The 16,907-nt window shown below is 39.6% G+C and carries 14 protein-coding genes; 2 read left to right on the top strand and 12 right to left on the bottom strand.

The annotated features are described in order from the left end of the window. Positions 1 to 49: 49 nt before the first annotated feature. The 5 genes from H5157_RS07545 to H5157_RS07525 all read right to left on the bottom strand — a co-directional run bounded on the left by H5157_RS07545 (position 50) and on the right by H5157_RS07525 (position 4,494). The gene (locus H5157_RS07545) at positions 50 to 727 is read right to left on the bottom strand and encodes a lipopolysaccharide assembly protein LapB (protein WP_182724465.1); all 678 of its coding nucleotides are present in this window, start codon (positions 725 to 727) and stop codon (positions 50 to 52) included. Next, positions 724 to 2,643 (bottom strand): pilus assembly protein N-terminal domain-containing protein, encoded by a 1,920-nt coding sequence (locus tag H5157_RS07540; protein ID WP_182724464.1) that lies wholly within the window; start codon positions 2,641 to 2,643, stop codon positions 724 to 726. The genes H5157_RS07545 and H5157_RS07540 overlap by 4 nt, the downstream gene beginning before the upstream one ends. Positions 2,644 to 2,855: 212 nt before the next feature. Next, positions 2,856 to 3,428, bottom strand: a complete 573-nt coding sequence (locus tag H5157_RS07535) for a tRNA-(ms[2]io[6]A)-hydroxylase (protein WP_007586685.1) — start codon at positions 3,426 to 3,428, stop codon at positions 2,856 to 2,858. 47 nt (positions 3,429 to 3,475) lie between these two features. After that, positions 3,476 to 4,108 (bottom strand): sulfotransferase, encoded by a 633-nt coding sequence (locus tag H5157_RS07530; protein ID WP_182724463.1) that lies wholly within the window; start codon positions 4,106 to 4,108, stop codon positions 3,476 to 3,478. A gap of 14 nt (positions 4,109 to 4,122) precedes the next feature. Further along, positions 4,123 to 4,494 (bottom strand): MAPEG family protein, encoded by a 372-nt coding sequence (locus H5157_RS07525; protein WP_002962524.1) that lies wholly within the window; start codon positions 4,492 to 4,494, stop codon positions 4,123 to 4,125. A 152-nt stretch (positions 4,495 to 4,646) separates the two neighbouring features. On the opposite strand from H5157_RS07525, the gene H5157_RS07520 reads away from it, so the two are divergent. Then, positions 4,647 to 5,999, top strand: coding sequence for a DUF2254 domain-containing protein (locus tag H5157_RS07520; RefSeq protein ID WP_182695943.1), 1,353 nt, complete (start codon positions 4,647 to 4,649; stop codon positions 5,997 to 5,999). Positions 6,000 to 6,015: 16 nt separating this feature from the next. On the opposite strand, the gene H5157_RS07515 is transcribed toward H5157_RS07520, so the two are convergent. The 3 genes from H5157_RS07515 to ggt form a co-directional block, all read right to left on the bottom strand. Continuing rightward, positions 6,016 to 6,741 carry an SIMPL domain-containing protein gene (locus H5157_RS07515; protein ID WP_182724462.1) on the bottom strand — a complete coding sequence of 242 codons (726 nt, stop codon included), beginning with the start codon at positions 6,739 to 6,741 and terminating at the stop codon, positions 6,016 to 6,018. A gap of 153 nt (positions 6,742 to 6,894) precedes the next feature. Then, on the bottom strand, positions 6,895 to 8,589 hold the full coding sequence (locus tag H5157_RS07510) for an NAD-dependent malic enzyme (RefSeq protein ID WP_182724461.1): 1,695 nt from the start codon (positions 8,587 to 8,589) through the stop codon (positions 6,895 to 6,897). Between the two features lie 142 nt (positions 8,590 to 8,731). Further along, positions 8,732 to 10,510: a gamma-glutamyltransferase gene (gene ggt / locus H5157_RS07505; RefSeq protein WP_154903101.1), complete on the bottom strand. Its 1,779-nt coding sequence runs from the start codon at positions 10,508 to 10,510 to the stop codon at positions 8,732 to 8,734. A gap of 97 nt (positions 10,511 to 10,607) precedes the next feature. Here ggt and rrtA point away from each other — a divergent pair, with 97 nt between their 5' ends. Then, positions 10,608 to 11,192 carry a rhombosortase gene (gene rrtA, locus H5157_RS07500; protein WP_182194594.1) on the top strand — a complete coding sequence of 195 codons (585 nt, stop codon included), beginning with the start codon at positions 10,608 to 10,610 and terminating at the stop codon, positions 11,190 to 11,192. An 81-nt stretch (positions 11,193 to 11,273) separates the two neighbouring features. Here the strand turns inward: rrtA and H5157_RS07495 are convergent, their stop codons facing one another. The 4 genes from H5157_RS07495 to purE form a co-directional block, all read right to left on the bottom strand. Continuing rightward, a complete protein-coding gene (locus tag H5157_RS07495; protein ID WP_182724460.1) occupies positions 11,274 to 13,778 on the bottom strand; it encodes a prolyl oligopeptidase family serine peptidase in 2,505 nt (834 codons plus the stop codon). A gap of 122 nt (positions 13,779 to 13,900) precedes the next feature. Next, positions 13,901 to 15,064, bottom strand: a complete 1,164-nt coding sequence (locus H5157_RS07490; protein WP_182724459.1) for an endonuclease/exonuclease/phosphatase family protein — start codon at positions 15,062 to 15,064, stop codon at positions 13,901 to 13,903. Positions 15,065 to 15,176: 112 nt separating this feature from the next. Further along, the gene (locus H5157_RS07485; protein WP_182724458.1) at positions 15,177 to 16,328 is read right to left on the bottom strand and encodes a 5-(carboxyamino)imidazole ribonucleotide synthase; all 1,152 of its coding nucleotides are present in this window, start codon (positions 16,326 to 16,328) and stop codon (positions 15,177 to 15,179) included. Between the two features lie 2 nt (positions 16,329 to 16,330). Beyond that, positions 16,331 to 16,813, bottom strand: coding sequence for a 5-(carboxyamino)imidazole ribonucleotide mutase (gene purE / locus H5157_RS07480; RefSeq protein WP_002962540.1), 483 nt, complete (start codon positions 16,811 to 16,813; stop codon positions 16,331 to 16,333). Positions 16,814 to 16,907: the final 94 nt, after the last annotated feature.

Raw genomic sequence — 16,907 nt, 5'->3', positions numbered from 1 at the left:
GGCTCCTTAATAATGCCAAATTGTAGGCATAAAAAAAGGCCCTGAGGCCTTAAGAGTAGCAATTACCTAAAACGGAGAGTTTTCCGCGCCTAGCAAGTGCTTTTTGATGCGTGGGTTCTGCACGTAAAACTTGCTCATAGTAGCCACAGGCCAATAAATTATTAGCATTCGCTTCTTCAATTAACCCTTTATGGTAAAAATAGGCGGTGCTATTTAAACCAAACTTAACCGAAAGCTCTAAATAGTTTGAAGCTATAACGTAACTGCCCTGAGCATAATGTATAGAGGCAATTTGCAGGTATGGTGAAGCATGTGTACCAAAAACATCTACGCCGTATTGGGCAATGCTTTTCGCTTTAGCTAAATTGCCTTGCTCAATTGCTAAAGTGACTCCTAAAGTAATTGCGTTTAACGGCGGGTTAGCTTTATTAAGCAGAGTATTTATAACTTGTTGAGACTGATTAGCACGGCCACTTTTATAAAGTACATATGCCGATATTGAAAGTATTGCCGTGTTATCGGGGTGTTCAAGCATTAACTGATTCACCTCATGCACAAGGTTCAAACAGTCACTTGCATTAATACCTTCGCACTTTAATGGTTGGGCATTTAATTGGTATTTTTTAACTATGTCACCCAGCGCGTTGTAAGGATTTACTGTTGGCTTGTAATCAATATGAGCGCAACCCGATAAAGTAAGCAGTAAAATTATATAAAGTATTTTCATAGCCCTTGCTCCTGTATATAGCTAAGTATCTGGGTGTCTATATTTGCCTGTTCCCACGAACGTAAGGTATTAATTGGCTCACGCACCAGGTTTGGAGTTACAACAATTATAAGCTCGCGGTTGTTTTCACTTTTACTGGTTGTTTCGCTTAACTTTCCTAGCATGCTATTGCCGTTGCCATCAGGTACAAAGTCGTGGCTTGCATTGTTATCGGTGCTAATTAAGCCACCAATAATAAGAGGTTGTCCGTCTTTTAAACGCGTTGATGTTTGCATGCTGCGTGTATTAAATGCACTACTGTTCAAACTGCTGCCTGTGCTTTGTGCAATTTCGGCGGTTAACGTGGTATCGGGTAGCGAAATTACTGGGTTTAGATCAAGTGTGATTCTGTCTTTGTCGTCAACCATGGCGCGTACATTTAATTCAACTCCAAATGATTTAAATTCTGTGCCGCTAAACACCGACCCACTACTACCTTGCTGCCCGCTTGTAATTCCTGAAGGGCTATAACTTGTAGGTACGGGTACTTCTCCACCGACCTTAAATACGGCACTTTCACCAGCTAAAACCGTGATTGTAGGGCGAGAAAGCGTTCGAGAAATACCTTCTTGTTCAAGTAATGAAAACAACATATCAATGGCAAACTGTGAGGTAGAAAGCTGTAAGTTATTAGTTAATTGACCGCCAATTAATTGCAGCGCATTTTCTATTGTTGCAGAGCCAGATTCGCGTTCAGTCATACCGTCACGACCAAACAATCCCGCTTCTTTTTCATACCCATTAGAGAGCACGCTAATATCTGGGCGCCATTGCTTTAATCTACGTTGATTTACTTCGTATAATTGCACCGACACACGCACTTGAGGTAAATCTTCAACTTCAATGCTCGACAAAACTTTACCGCCAGCCACTGAAAGAAGCGTTGCTCTGGCAATATTAGAACTTACATTACTTAAGTTTAACCCTGATGTAGCATCGTTTATTAACCCACCCGACTCGTTGGCAAGCACTTCAATACCTGAACTTTTATCCTGCGTTGCGCCGCCCATTAAATTATTAGGATCAAGAGGAGATCCCTGAGTTTGTAATGCTTGCTCTGGTTCGAATAATTTATTAATTGTATTTAATAAGCGCACTAGCTTTATTTGATTTTTTACAGAGCCTGACAGTAAAAATACATCGCTATCATCATTTGATAGCTCATCAACCGAGATGCGTTTAATGGTCACTTTATCTGCGCCCATTGATTTAATTACTTCGCTAATACGTTCTTCTTTTGGCTTGGGTGCTTGAGTTACTTTTATTAAATTAATAATAGCGACTTTGCTTGAGTTTTGAGAGGTACCACCGTTTGCGTTACCCAATCCTTGCAAGCATTGAGCAAGTGAATTAAACATACCTTGGTTAGGATTTGAGGTAATAACGGGTTGTGATGCTTGTGAGCTACTGGCATAAAGGTAGTTTTTTGCAGCTTCATAAGCGGCATGACGATAATTTATAGTCGGTACTTCACCACGTAATACAACAGCATGGCGATCAGGCGCTATGGTTAGCTGCACGTCAGGATGAATATCGTTGAGGGCATTTTCAAGCACGCTGTAATCTTCGGTTACGCCAAGTAAAAATGTTTCAGAGCTTTTATCGTCGTACCATACCATCATCGATGTACGGCCCAACTTTTTAGCTAAAATTAGTAGCTCACGGCCATTAACCACGTTCACATCAAGTGTTGTTTCGTGGCCTAGTGCAATGCGAGAAATATCACGGGTAAACACAAAGCGAGTATGCGTCCATTTAACCAAGTGCGATACTTTTTGTACCCGCTCACCATTTGCATTTTCTATATAATCTAAATGACTTTCGCTGCCCATGGCGGTAAAAGATATTAGTAATAGTATAAAAATAAACTTTAACATAAGCTTTTCCCTCAATTTGCTTATTGAATAGGTAGCAAGTATGAGACCAAGGGTTTTTATTTTTATTATCAGTAGATTGAAGTTTATAAATGTGGTTTTTATTATTTTGATTCGCAAATTGCAAATCAACAATTCATGAAGAGATTAGCAAAGGAGTAAGAGCAGAGAGGTATGGCGCAAAGCGAGTAAAATAAGCTCTGCGCTAGTTTTAATTAATGCAAAGCGGCTGTAAACGGGATGCTTTCACAGATTTTTGCTTCAGCTATAAGTAGCTCTTCTAGGCGAACATCAACTTCTTCTTTTTCAAAGTATTCGTAAGCGAGTTCTACAAATAGGTTTTTATGTTTTTCTTCTGACTTGGCAATCGCAACATAAAAGTCTTTTTCTTTACCCTCAGGAAGTGCTTGTGCAACTAAAGAAAAACGCTCGTGACCACGTGCTTCAATTACACCGCCAACCAGTAATCGGTCCATTAAAAAACCATCACGACCATGTCTAAACAGTGCACGTATTTGTTTTATGTACGGGTCTTTTTTGTCGTCACCTAAGTTTACATCGCGCTCTAAAAGTAACTTAAGCACTTGTTTAAAGTGTATTAATTCTTCTAATGCTAAGTCGGTCATGGCTTTTACTAATTTACGTTTGTCTGGGTAATGCGAAAGCATAGACATAGCCATACCCGATGCTTTTTTTTCTGCAGCGGCATGATCTTGTAAAAAAGTATTAAAGTCAGCAAGGACAACTTCGGTCCATTCAAATGGGGTGTGGTATTTTAATTCAAACATGTTCTGTACAACTTAAATAATAATGCGGGGATTTTAACGTATTTGTTTTAAAAAATCTTGTAAGGCAGCAATTTATCTATGCGCCCTTTAGCCGTAGACTCAACTTTTAACGGGTGTTTAATATCGTTCCATGCGGTGACTTTGCCGCCCATATTCATTTTTTCAAAATCAGCTTTGTCACTTTTTAATGCTAAATAATCGCATAGTTTTTTGTAGCTATCAGGCTTTGCTATATCAATGGATAAAAAATCGTTGTCACGATTCTTAAAGTACGTGTGAGCATCGTTCAAATGTGTTTCGTAGCAGTGAGCTAAGTAACTATCGTCGCTAATATTATTAAGCGAAAGCTCACTAAACGTATTTAAATAACAGCGCTTTATATGAATATTAAAGCCCCCGTCGCCGCGCGTTAAATTAGTGTGCATACGCGTTAAAAGCTGTTTTATTGATACAAGCCATGCACCAAGTTCGCGCTCTAAATAAATAAACTTAGAGTCTGGGTAATGAATATCAAGCGCTTTAAAGTCATTAAATATGGGAGTGTCGGCAATTGCGCTGGCATTTTGAAAACAGGCATTAGTATACGCGGTATGCGCTGTTGTAATGCCAAGTTCTAAAAATGCATGGCACACACTAGTTGTGCCGGTACGTGGTAAACCTATTATAAATATTTTGCTCATTAACTTTTCTTTAATTAGCCGCGTGTTACTAGTAATACAAAGGCGCTGATAATCATGACTAAAAATGTAGTAATAGTACCAATTTGGCGATATTTAAGGCTTTTTTCTACTATGCCTAAATTTTGAAACACACGCCCTACTAATAACGCACCACCTAATATATGGCAGTAATGGCTAGCAAGCCCTTGGTACTCTGCTAAAAAAAGCAAAATTAAAGCAAATGGCACGTATTCCATAAAATTTGCGTGGGCACGCACAGCACGTTGTAGCGTTGCATTACCGTTATCACCAAGCGATATTTGCTCCGCACGGCGCACTTTTATTACGTTAAAGCTTAAATAAATGTAAAAGAATGCGAGTAATGCAGCATAAGTTGAAATGATCACGGCGTTTTCCTGTTATTTTTATCGCATAAATATGCGCTCTATTATTGTGGGCGTGATAATAACACATAAATTTGAGCAGCATTATCAGAAGTTTAATAATTGCCTATGCTAAGCTAGAGGTATTAAGTTAGTAGAAAATACATAAGGATTTTATGTTTGTACCTCGTAAAGTAGCCGACAGTTACCGTGAAATGATTAACAGTATTGGCTTTTACCCTTCGATGCTTTCAGTTGGCTTTTTGGTATTTGCCATTATTACAATGTCGGTTGAATATTTAGCCCCTGTTGAGCAGTTAAAATCGTTTATATCGGTTGTACTTGTAGATAGCGCCGAAAACGCGCGGACTATTTTAAGCACTTTAGCGGGGAGTATTATTTCGCTTACCGTGTTTAGTTTTTCGATGGTAATGGTGGTTTTAAATTCAGCCAGCGCGAGTTTATCGCCCCGCGTAGTGCCAGGGCTTATTACGCGCAAATCACACCAAATGGTTTTGGGGTTTTATTTAGGCAGCATAATTTACTCTATTATTATGCTTATAAATATTAATAAGCTTGATGGTGGCAGTACGGCAATTCCTTCAATAGGTGTGTTGTTTGCACTTGTTTTTGGATTGATTTCATTAGGTTTGTTTGTATTTTTTATACACTCAATCTCACGTGCTATTCAAGTTGATAACGTGTTAAATGGCTTGTTTAGCCAAACTAAAAACGAAATTAAAACAATAATACAAAGACAACAAGAGAACCCAGTTGAGGACTTTCCAGACTTTAGCAAATGGCATTCGGTTAGCAGTAAAACAGAAGGATATTATAAAGGCGTACATACCGATAAGCTGTGTGCCATTTTGGCTGAGCAAGATATAAAGGTGTATATATCTGTAAACCAAGGCTATTTTACAGTTAAAGGTTACCCGTTTTTAAAATGTAATAAAGAGATAGCAAACGATGAAGAGCTGATTAATAAAATTCTCGACTGCTTTATTTTTTATATAGAAGAGTACATTAGCGATCATTACCGTTATGGATTAACGCAAATATCAGAAATTGCAGTTAAGGCAATGAGCCCAGGCATAAACGATCCCGGTACTGCGGTTAAATCAATTGATATGCTGAGTATTTTACTTATTCAACGACTTTCAATTAACGATATTAACTACTCGTTTAAGCACAGTGATAATGCCCCATTGTTGTACCTTCATGAAACAAGCTTTGATGAGTTATTACATGACAACTTTACACCGCTGCGTAATTACGCCAAAGGCGATGCATACGTAATGACAAACGTGCTTGAGGCATTCAAAAATATTTTGTTTGTAGCCCATAAAGATACCGATGCACGAAACAGTTTATTTAATTATTTAAATGCGATTGTTGATGACATAAATGAGCATGTAACTAATGAATACGACAGACGCGAAGTGACTAATATGCTCAACTCTATAGCGCGTATCAGCCAAGAGCAAGGTGAGAAGTTGGTGGCACGTTTTGAGCACCACCAAAAATAAAAACTTAAAACATAGTTTAATCTATGTAGTAAACAGCGTAGCTTGACGCTGTTACTTTAATCTCTCCAGCATGGTAGGCATCAGGTACATAGTTACTTGGTGCGCTATCAGCCATCATTACTTTTTCTGCGCGCATATAAGGCTGCGACTGCACATTGAGTGGACTTAGTGACGCGCTGTATAATCCTTTTAAATCAACGTCATAATCTTCACTAAACTCTTTTGCAGCATCCCGTGCGTCTTTAATTGCTAACTTTTGCGCTTTTTTATGCAGCTCGTTGTAGTTGCTTGCTAAAAATTGCGTTTGATTAATTTCGTTAATACCGTTGTTAACTAAGCTTTGTAGTAACTCAGGGTATTTATTTATATCGCTGAGTTTTACTGTTAACGTACGAGAAACCTTAAAGCCTTTAAATTCTTGATTACCGGTAGTGCGGTTATATTGACTATCACGGTTTATTGAAATTTGCCCAGCATTTATATCACCTTCTCTAACCCCCACTTCTTTTACGAGCTTAATTGCTTTAGCGATGGTTAGGTCGGTTTTATTTTTAGCAGCAATTAAGTCTTTATCAACTTCGGTAATACCTACGCTAAGCTGCACGTAATCTGGCATTGTGGTAAGAGTAGCTTCGCCTTTAACATAAATATGAGGAGCATCGGGAGTCGCTGCCGCAAGTGCATCAAAACTAAGTACGTTAAAAGCCAGTGCACTACCTAAAACGAGTGTCAGTGTTTTCATTAAGTCGATCCTTTAATTTTGTAAATGCTATTAAAGACCTTACGTGGTTAATTAAATATGAACAAGCACAAAAAAACAGGCAATTGCCTGTTTTTTGTTAATGGCTGTAACTTAACGTACAGCTTCATTTACTTTAAATTACGGGTACCGTTATTAAACACTACAACGTTTATAGTTACGGTATTTTGGTAACCAGTAATTTTTGTCGATTGCTGCCCATAATGCGTCATCCGTAATCTCAAGAGCAACGCCCTCTTCGATTGCCTTTTTAGCGATGGCAAATGCAATACGTTTACTTAGCGTTTCAATTTCCGTAAGGGCTGGTAATAAACTACCTTTACCTGTGTTTGCACGTGGCGACGACTCTGCAAGCATTTCGCTAGACACACTTAACATTGCATCTGTAATGCGTGTCGCTTTAGCGGCAATAACCCCTAAACCAATACCCGGGAAAATATAACTGTTGTTACATTGTGGGATTGGGAACGTCTCGCCATTGTACTCAACAGGATCAAATGGGCTACCTGTGGCAACAAGTGCTTTACCGTCAGTCCACTTAATCACATCAGCAGGATGCGCTTCTACTTGCTTAGATGGATTACTTAATGGGAAAATAATTGGCTGTTCACAACCGGCATGCATAGCGCGTATTACTTGTTCTGTAAATAAGCCAGGTTGGCCAGAAACACCAATCAAAATGTCAGGCTCAGCACAGTGCATAACATCAAGCAGTGATGCGTACTCGCCGCTGTACGTCCAATCACTTACTGAACCTTGAGGTTGTGCAAGTGCTTGTTGGAAATCGCGTAAGCCTTCCATACCCTCTGTGAGTAGGCCAAAACGGTCAACCATAAATACTTGGCTACGCGCTTGAGCTTCTGAAATACCTTCAAAAACCATTTGGCTAATAATTTGCTCAGCAATACCACAACCAGCAGAGCCTGCACCCACAAAAACTACTTTTTGTTGGCTAAGGGTTGAATTTTTAACGCGACACGCTGCAAGTAAAGAACCGACCGTTACAGCCGCAGTACCTTGAATGTCATCGTTAAAGCTACAAATTTCATTGCGGTAGCGCTTAAGTAATGGCATTGCATTTGGCTGTGCAAAATCTTCAAACTGAAGTAATACATTTGGCCAGCGACGTTTAACCGCTTTAATGAATAAATCTAAAAACTCATCGTATTCGTCTTGAGCAATTCGCTTATGGCGTGCGCCCATGTACATAGGATCGTTTAAAAGCTTTTCGTTATTAGTACCCACATCAAGCATTACAGGCAATGTGTATGCTGGGCTTATACCACCACACGCTGTGTAAAGTGACAATTTACCAATTGGAATACCCATGCCACCAATACCCTGATCGCCAAGGCCTAAAATACGCTCGCCATCGGTTACAACAATAACTTTTACTTTACCTTTGGTAGCGTTGCGTAAAATGTCGTCAATTTGGTAGCGATCTTCATACGAAATAAATAAACCACGTGCGCTGCGATAAATGTCAGAGAATTTTTCACAAGCATCGCCCACTGTCGGTGTGTAAATGATTGGCATCATTTCTTCAAGGTGGTCACGTACTAAACGGTAGTAAAGTGTTTCGTTGTTATCTTGAATCGCACGTAAGTAAATATGCTTATTAAGGTTGTCGGTAAAGCTAGAATACTGCTGATAACAACGCTCAACTTGCTCTTCTATTGTTTCAAAGCGAGGAGGAAGTAAACCAGCAAGATTGAAATTTTCGCGTTCTTTTTTACTAAAGGCGCTGCCTTTATTTAATAGCGGTGTTTCAATTAGGCCAGGGCCAGAATGATGAATATATAAGTAGTTAGGATCAGTATTAGTTGTCATATTTCCAGGCTTTAACGGAGTCTTAAGTTATGATCTGTCATTATCAGTGTTAGAGGTTTAATTGCAACGACAATTAAGCTAGTCAGACCATTGAGAGAAAATACATGCGGGCTTCACTGCCCGCATGTATATTATACATAATTTAAAATTTGATAGTGGCGTTATTATCAGTTAAATCAGATAACGCAACACCTTCACGGCGCGGATCAGCGCCACCATATAAGGTATTATTTTTAACTTCAACTGCGTGTAAGCCTGAATTTAAATCAATAATACGTACATTGTGGCCGCGTTTAGTAAGCGCAGGCGCAATGGCTTCAATGGTTGTGCCTTTTTCAAGGCTGGTGTAATCGTTACGATTTGTTGTACGCGGTAAGTTAATGGCGTCTTGCGCTGATAAATTCCAGTCAATAACACCCACAACAACTTGTGCAACGTAATCGATGATACGGCTACCACCAGGTGAGCCTACGATTAAGCGTAAGCTACCATCTTTATTAAATACCATTACCGGTGACATAGAGCTACGCGGGCGTTTACCAGCCTCTACACGGTTTGCTACAAGCTTGCCGTTTTTACGTGGCGATAACGAAAAGTCAGTTAGTTGGTTATTTAAAATAAAGCCATTAACCATAACCGTAGAGCCAAACGCCATTTCAATTGAACTAGTCATCGAAACGGCATTACCTTTACTATCTACAATAGAGACATGAGAAGTAGAAGGTAACTCGTATGAATCATCCATTGCATAACTTAGGTACCCTACTGGATTACCGGCTACGGCTTTTTGGTCTGTTTCGGTAATTAATTTAGCGCGTGAGGCAATGTAATCTTTGTTTAATAGCTCTTTTGTAGGTACTTGCGTGAAATCGGGATCGCCCATGTACATATCGCGATCGGCAAATGCAATACGCGAAGCTTGGCTAAAGTAATGAATCGCCTTTTCGCCATTTGGTTTAAGTGCGCTCATATCTTTATGCTCAAGTAGGCCAAGCATTTGTAGCACAGCTACACCGCCACTACTTGGTGGCGCCATAGAACACACGTTATAAGCACGGTATTGTATACATACCGCATCGCGTTCTTTACTTTTGTAATCTGCTAAATCTTGCACACTTAATTTACCAGGGGCTATTTTAGAGTGCTGTACAGCATTAACCATTTGTTTAGCGTTTTCGCCTTTGTAAAATGCATCAATGCCCTGCTTTGCAATGTCTTTGTATAAATCAGCAAGCGGTTGATTCTTTTTAACACTACCTACTTCAATTAACTTACCATTTGGGTAAAAGTATTCGTTAATAATCGGCATACTCAACACGCCTGGGTTTAACTGGCGTGCTAATAAGCCATGTAAACGCGGCGAAATTACAAAGCCTTGCTCTGCAAGTTCAATAGCCGGTTTAAAAAGCGCTTCCCATGGCAATGTACCGTATTGTTTATGCGCGCTTGCAAAGGCATGTAAAATACCGGGTACACCAACAGAGCGTCCACCTACTACGGCTTCAATCCATTTAACGGCTTTACCGTGTTTATCTAAAAACAGTGTTTCGTCTGCATTTGCAGGTGCAGTTTCGCGGCCATCAAAACTAGTCAATTTATTGTTAGCTTTGTTGTAATACATCATAAATGTACCACCGCCAATACCTGAGGATTGCGGTTCAACTAAAGTAAGCACTAGTTGAGTAGCAATCGCAGCATCTACGGCACTGCCGCCTTGGGCTAAAATTTGTTGACCGGCTTTTGAGGCATATGGATTTGCCGCAGCTACCATGTATTTATCACCTTGCACTACTTTTTTATGGATTAATCCGGTAGCAGCTTCAGGTTCGCGAGTTTCAATTTGAGTTGCTTGCTGTGCAAATGAAGGCAGTGATACTGCGCACAGTCCAATGGCAAATAATGAGTTAAGTTTAAAATGCATAAAAATACTAAAAACACTTAATTACGTAGTTGTATTTGGCATCTTAAAGTTAAACGGGCACAATATGCAAAAATTTTGACTAAAAAAATGTAATAAAATGCTTAATTTACCTATTCAACCTCGTTATATATTACCGCCTATTATTTTGCTGCTTTTTAGTACCATTTTTGCTGCATTTGATTTAAATAGTTTACTTGAATTTAACCGAAGCCTAATTGATGATGGCGAACTGTGGCGAATCTTTTCTAGCCAATTTGTTCATGCTAATTGGGCTCATTTGGGACTAAATGCCAGTGGTGTTTTACTAATATGGTTACTACATGGCGAATACACATCACCTACTCGTTACGCCGTTAATATAAGTGCGCTGGCACTGTGGTGTGGACTTGGCGTGTATTGGTTTTGCCCAAGCATACATATTTATACCGGATTAAGTGCTCTGCTGCATGGCGTAATTATTTGGGGGGCAGTTAAAGATATAACTGTAGGGCTTAAGTCGGGGTATTTATTATTTATAGGCGTATGGATTAAAATAGCGTTTGAGCAATTTAGCGGCCCTAATGCTGATATAGGAAAGCTTATTAACTCCACTGTGGCTATTGATGCACATTTAATTGGTGTAATTGGCGGGACTCTGCTTGCCATACCACTGGTTATAGAGCTCTTTAAAAAGAAAAAATAAAGTTAGATTTTGTTCAACCCAATAAAAACGCCGCATTAGTTAACTAAACCAATGCGGCGTTTTTGTTTTTATAATTAAAGCTTAAAGCGTTTCTTTAAATAATTTATGAATACGGCGGTATTCGTCTAACCAGCTTGAAGGCTGTACAAAGCCATGCGGTTCAACAGGGAATATAGCTGTTTCAAAGTTTTGTTTTTCAAGCTCTATTAAGCGCTGTACTAAACGCACTGAGTCTTGAAAAAACACGTTATCGTCAACCATTGGGGCATTAATTAATAAACGTTTGTTTAAGCCCTCAGCGTAATAAATTGGCGAGCTGCGCTCATACGCAATCGGGTCAACATCAGGATGGTTTAATATATTAGCTGTATAACCTGTATTGTAATGTGCCCAATCGGTAACAGGTCTAAGTGCCGCACCCGATTGAAACAACTCAGGCGCGGTAAACAATGCCATAAAGGTCATAAAGCCGCCGTAAGAGCCACCATAAGTGCCGACTGCTTTGGTATCAACGTTGGCATTTTGCGCCATCCATTTAACGCCATCGGCTAAATCTTGTGTTTCAGGCGTTCCCATTTGACGATAAATTGCGGTGCGCCAATCACGCCCGTAACCTTTAGATGCGCGGTAATCCATATCCATTACTATGTAACCTTCATCAGCGAGCAATGAATGAAACATAAATTCACGAAAATAAACCGAAAATCCCATATGTGAGTTTTGTAAGTAACCCGCGCCGTGGTTAAAAATAACCGCTTTGCGGTTTTTACCTACTTCACCTTCAACGTAATCAGCTGGGTAGTACACTTTTGCGTATATTGGTTGTTCGGTATGGCTAGATGGCACGGCAACAATTTTAGGTGCAGTTAGCTTTTTAGCTAAAAACTCATCCGACACTGTATGGGTTAAGCGCGTTGCTTTTGTATTGGCTTGTGCGTCAGCTACATAAAGCTCATTAGGCATGGTAATTGTAGAGTGCTTAAGGAGTAACTTAGTTTCATCTGGGCTTAACGTGTAATCGGTCATGCCATTTAAGTCAGTAACTTGCTCGCTATTACCTGTTTGTGGGTTAACACGGTAAATTTCGTACAGACCTGGGTGTTCAACATTCGCTTTATAATAAATTGCGCTGTCGTCACTTGTAAGCGTTAAGTTAGAAACCTCAAATTGGCCTTGTGTTAGCGCGGTTGCACTACCATTAACTGGTTTTTTATAAAGCTGGCTGTAACCCGACTCTTCCGATAGGTAATAAAGCGTGTTCGAGTTATGTAACCACCCAAAGTCGTTAAACGCATAAGCAATCCATGCGTCGTCATGCAGGCGATGTTGCGACACAAGTTTGTTGTTTTTAAAATCTACAGTAGCAAGCCAACGGTCTTTGTTATCCCATGCTTCGAGCATGATAGCCACTTGCGAGCCGTCATCGTTCCATACTATTGGGCTTTGCTCAAAACCCCAGTCCATAATAAGGTTAATGCCACGAGGCGCCTTTTTAGACTTATATGTTTTACCATCACGTGCGTAATTTTCTTTTTTCACTGCGGCTAAAACATCTTCGTCAAAGCCCGGTAAAGTATTAAAGCTAAGTGAAGTTTGCTCTTTGTTAGTTAAATTGATGTAGACAAGCTTTGAGGTTTCTTCTTTAGCATCTGCAACACGGCGGCGTGCTTTTTTAGGCTCGATGGTTGCATCATTAGTGATGTAATTTGGCATAATATCGCCATCACCACGCCAATCAGTTTGCTTTTGTACAACGACTAATAACGCATCACCATTTGGCGAAAGCTGAGCCTCTGCAACTTTATTACCGTCACCTAAGTAGTAAGCCGTGCTAGCAATTGAATCGTTTTGTTCATTAATTTGCTCACTGCGTGCTTGCTTATCTTTTTTATTTTTTTGTTGAAGCGCCACAAACTTAATCAATTTATGCTGCTCTTTAGCAATATACGTGCTTGGCTCTTCAATCCCTTTTGGCTCATCAGTAAGTTTTAAGTTAGCAAGCTCGCTCGTTAAGCCTGTTTTTAAATCAACTTTAAAAAACACATTGCCTTGGCGGTAAACTAAATCGCCATTATTTAAAAATTGTGGTTTAGACTCGTTTGCTGATGTAGCTGTAATTTGCTTAAGTTCACCGGTTTTTAGGTTTTTAACAAACACATTGCCTTTAAATGTGTAAGCCGCCATTGTTTTATTTTTAGAATAAACGGTTTTATTAGAACCCATAGTATGAAGTTTATTAAGAGCTACTTGCTCTGCTGTTTGGCTAGTAACCGATTGGCTAAATAAATTGCGTAGTGTATTACCTTGCTCTTTTTGAGCATAAATAATAGTGGCCGAATCGCTAGCCCAGTAAGCATTCTCTGGCTGATTGCCCATCCAATCAGGGTCGGCCATTGCTTGTTCTAGCGTTATTTTTTGTGAGCCGATATCAGCTGGCGTGTTCACAACCGCAGCAACCTTACTTGCTGGTAAAGCACTTTGCTGTGTTGAAGAGGTGTTAGCGGTAGCGCTACAGCCTACAAGCATAACACTTGAGGCAACAGCTAAGGCCACTAACGTTTTAGATGAAGAAAAATTAAAAATCATAGTGCTTCTATACGGTTATTATAATTAGGCCGTATTTAAGCAGAAGCACTCAAGTTATTGCAATTATTTAAGACAAATAGCCATTAAACAGGGTAAAGCTCAGTTACTAATTGTAATAGACGTTATTCAATTACTAAATCAAGCCACACCATGCGGTGATCGCTCGATGCGTTTCTATCTTTAATTAAACGATATTCATTACTGGTTTTAGTTGGCCAAAACACCCCACCGTCCTTAATTTTTAAACCATAGTTTGATGGTAAAACGTAATCAACACGGGCTTGCCAATTAGCACTGTAATTTTGTGCATATGGCACATCATACTGCTCTTTAGCACCTTCGCTTTTTGGAACAAAGCTTGCGTTGATAAGTGGGTTTTTAAGTAATTGGTCGGTGGTATTTGTACGGGCTTTGTCCCCCTCAGGGGCTGCATTTAAATCGCCTAAAATAACAAAACGAGAGTGAACTTTTAAACCGCCCTTTTCGCCTTTATCGTCATAAATATACTTAGCATTTGAAACGTAATCGGCAATTAACCTTACTTCATCGTGGTTACGCTTGCCGTTTCTATCCTCTTCACCGTCAAATACAGGCGGTGTTGGGTGAGATGCAATAACATGAATTGTTTTATCATTTACGCTAATAGGTAAATCCCAAAACGATTTAGAACTGAGCCTAAGTGATTGCCATTCTTGTGCGTTATACCAGTTTTCACCTGTTTTAGGCATTACAGGCATTTGTGCATTTGGCATGTCTTTATATTTAAAGGTTTGAAGGGTTCTTACTTTATCAAAATTAATTGGGTATTTTGACAAAATAGCCATGCCATAATGCCCTTCAAAAAAGCCAAAGCCTTGTGCATCGCCAATCACGCCATTTTTTTTGCCATCGTTATCTAAATCAAACTCGGTAGCTAGGCCTGTATTTACAGGTGCAATATAAGAGTAAGGGTAGTTAATAGCGGCTTGTTTTTGCTGACCTACATTTAAATAATGCTGATTAAAGTATTCAATGCCTTGCTCTTTTGGGATGTAATCAAATTCGTTAAGTAAAATAATATCAGGGCGAACACGCTGAATAATTTCCGCTATGTTCTTAATTTGCTGGTGGTTAGCTTTAAGTGCATTAACTAAAGCATCACTTTTAACTTGCTCACCTTTAGGCGTGTGATTAGTTGCATCCATACTTACATTAAAAGTTGCAACACGAAGAGATTCCGATGCAAATGTATTTAAGCTAAATAATGCAGTAATGGCTAGCACGCCAGATATTGTTTTTAGTTTCATTGTTTTACTTCACAAATTTAAAATTAGACTTTAACAGTATTACATATTCAAAGCCCATTTTTATGACAAAAAAATACCGGCTTAAGCCGGTATTTATATAAAGGTATGATAACTATTCACTGAGCACTAAATTGGCAGCTGCTTTTAAAATACCAGGATAATCTTGCTCTGGTAGGTACTCTGTAAGTTCACCAAGTTTGTCTGCAAGCTCACTCATATTAACAGCTGATACATTAATATGGCCCATTTTACGACCTGGCTTAGCTGTTTTACCGTACCAATGGCTCGTTACATCAACTGTTTTTAATACTTCACTTGGAATACTTGGTTGGCCTAATACGTTTATCATCGCGGTAATGTGTTTAAGCTCTGTATTACCAAGCGGTAAGCCTGCAACAGCACGCATGTGGTTTTCAAACTGCGAGCAATAGCAACCTTGTTGCGTCCAGTGGCCAGAGTTATGTACGCGCGGTGCAATTTCGTTAACGAGTAACGTGCCTCTTACATCAAAAAACTCAATTGCTAATACGCCAACGTAGTTAAGCTCGTTTGCTATTTTTGTAAATGCATCGTTTGCTTGAGCTTCAACACTTTGATTATTTTTACCGGCAATAGAAAGCGTTAATACACCATTTGTGTGCTCGTTTTCTGTTAGCGGATAAATAGCAACATTACCGTGTTTATCGCGCGCACCAATAATAGATACTTCACGATCAAACGGAATCATTTTTTCAGCAATAATCGTATGTGGCGCAAGTTCGGTGCCTGATGCAATAAAATCAGCCATTTGTGACCAAATCTCGTCTATTTGATCATCAGATTTTAAACGCCATTGGCCTTTTCCGTCGTAACCCGCTTGGCATGTTTTAATTACAAGTGGTTTACCTAGAGTTTTAACGGCAAGTTCTAAATGCGCTTTTTCCGTAATTAATTGGTACGGCGCACAAGTTACGTTTGTTTTATCAAGCAATGCCTTTTCAAGCGAGCGATCGCCACCGGTTTTAATTGCGGCTTTTCCTGGGTAAAACTTATTACTGTTACAGCAAAGGGTTAATACGTCATCAGGAATGTGCTCAAACTCGGCAGTAATGGCATCAGCGTTTGATATTGCTTGCTCAAGCGACGTGTTATAAATGTCACCGGTTAGCGGGTGCATAATTTGTTTACTGCCTACATCGTACGAAACAACGTTTAAATTAAGCGGCGCGCCTGCAAGGCTCATCATACGTGCAAGTTGCCCTGCACCTAATATTAAAATATTCATTATTACTCTGCAGGGTTTGGATTAGCTAATATAGTGTCGGTTTGAGCTTTACGAAACGCTTCAATTTTTGCAAAAATTTCTGGATTTTGACATCCTAAAATTTGTGCAGCTAATAAACCCGCGTTTGCTGCGCCCGGCTCACCAATTGCAAGCGTACCTACTGCAACGCCTTTAGGCATTTGGCAAATAGATAAAAGTGAATCAACACCATTTAATGCTTTTGATTTTACAGGTACGCCAAGTACAGGAAGCGACGTAAAAGCAGCCGCCATACCAGGTAAATGCGCTGCGCCGCCAGCACCAGCAATAATAACTTTAATACCACGTTCTGCGGCTGAACTTGCGTAATCAGCAAGTAATTGAGGAGTGCGGTGTGCAGACACGACTTTGGTTTCGTACTTAATGCCAAAATGCTCTAGCATAAGTGCTGCATGTTCCATGGTTGGCCAATCTGATTTTGAACCCATAATAATGCCAACAGTCATAAATACTCCTCAGTAATGTATTTTAAAAATAGCGGACTTATGTCCGGTTTTAGGCGGGTATTATACCCAAACCAAGTTTAATTGCGACTCACAA

Source organism: Pseudoalteromonas sp. SG43-3 (assembly GCF_014164385.1).
Classification (GTDB): Bacteria; Pseudomonadota; Gammaproteobacteria; order Enterobacterales; family Alteromonadaceae; genus Pseudoalteromonas; species Pseudoalteromonas distincta.
This window is presented reverse-complemented; position numbering and strand designations above follow the sequence as displayed.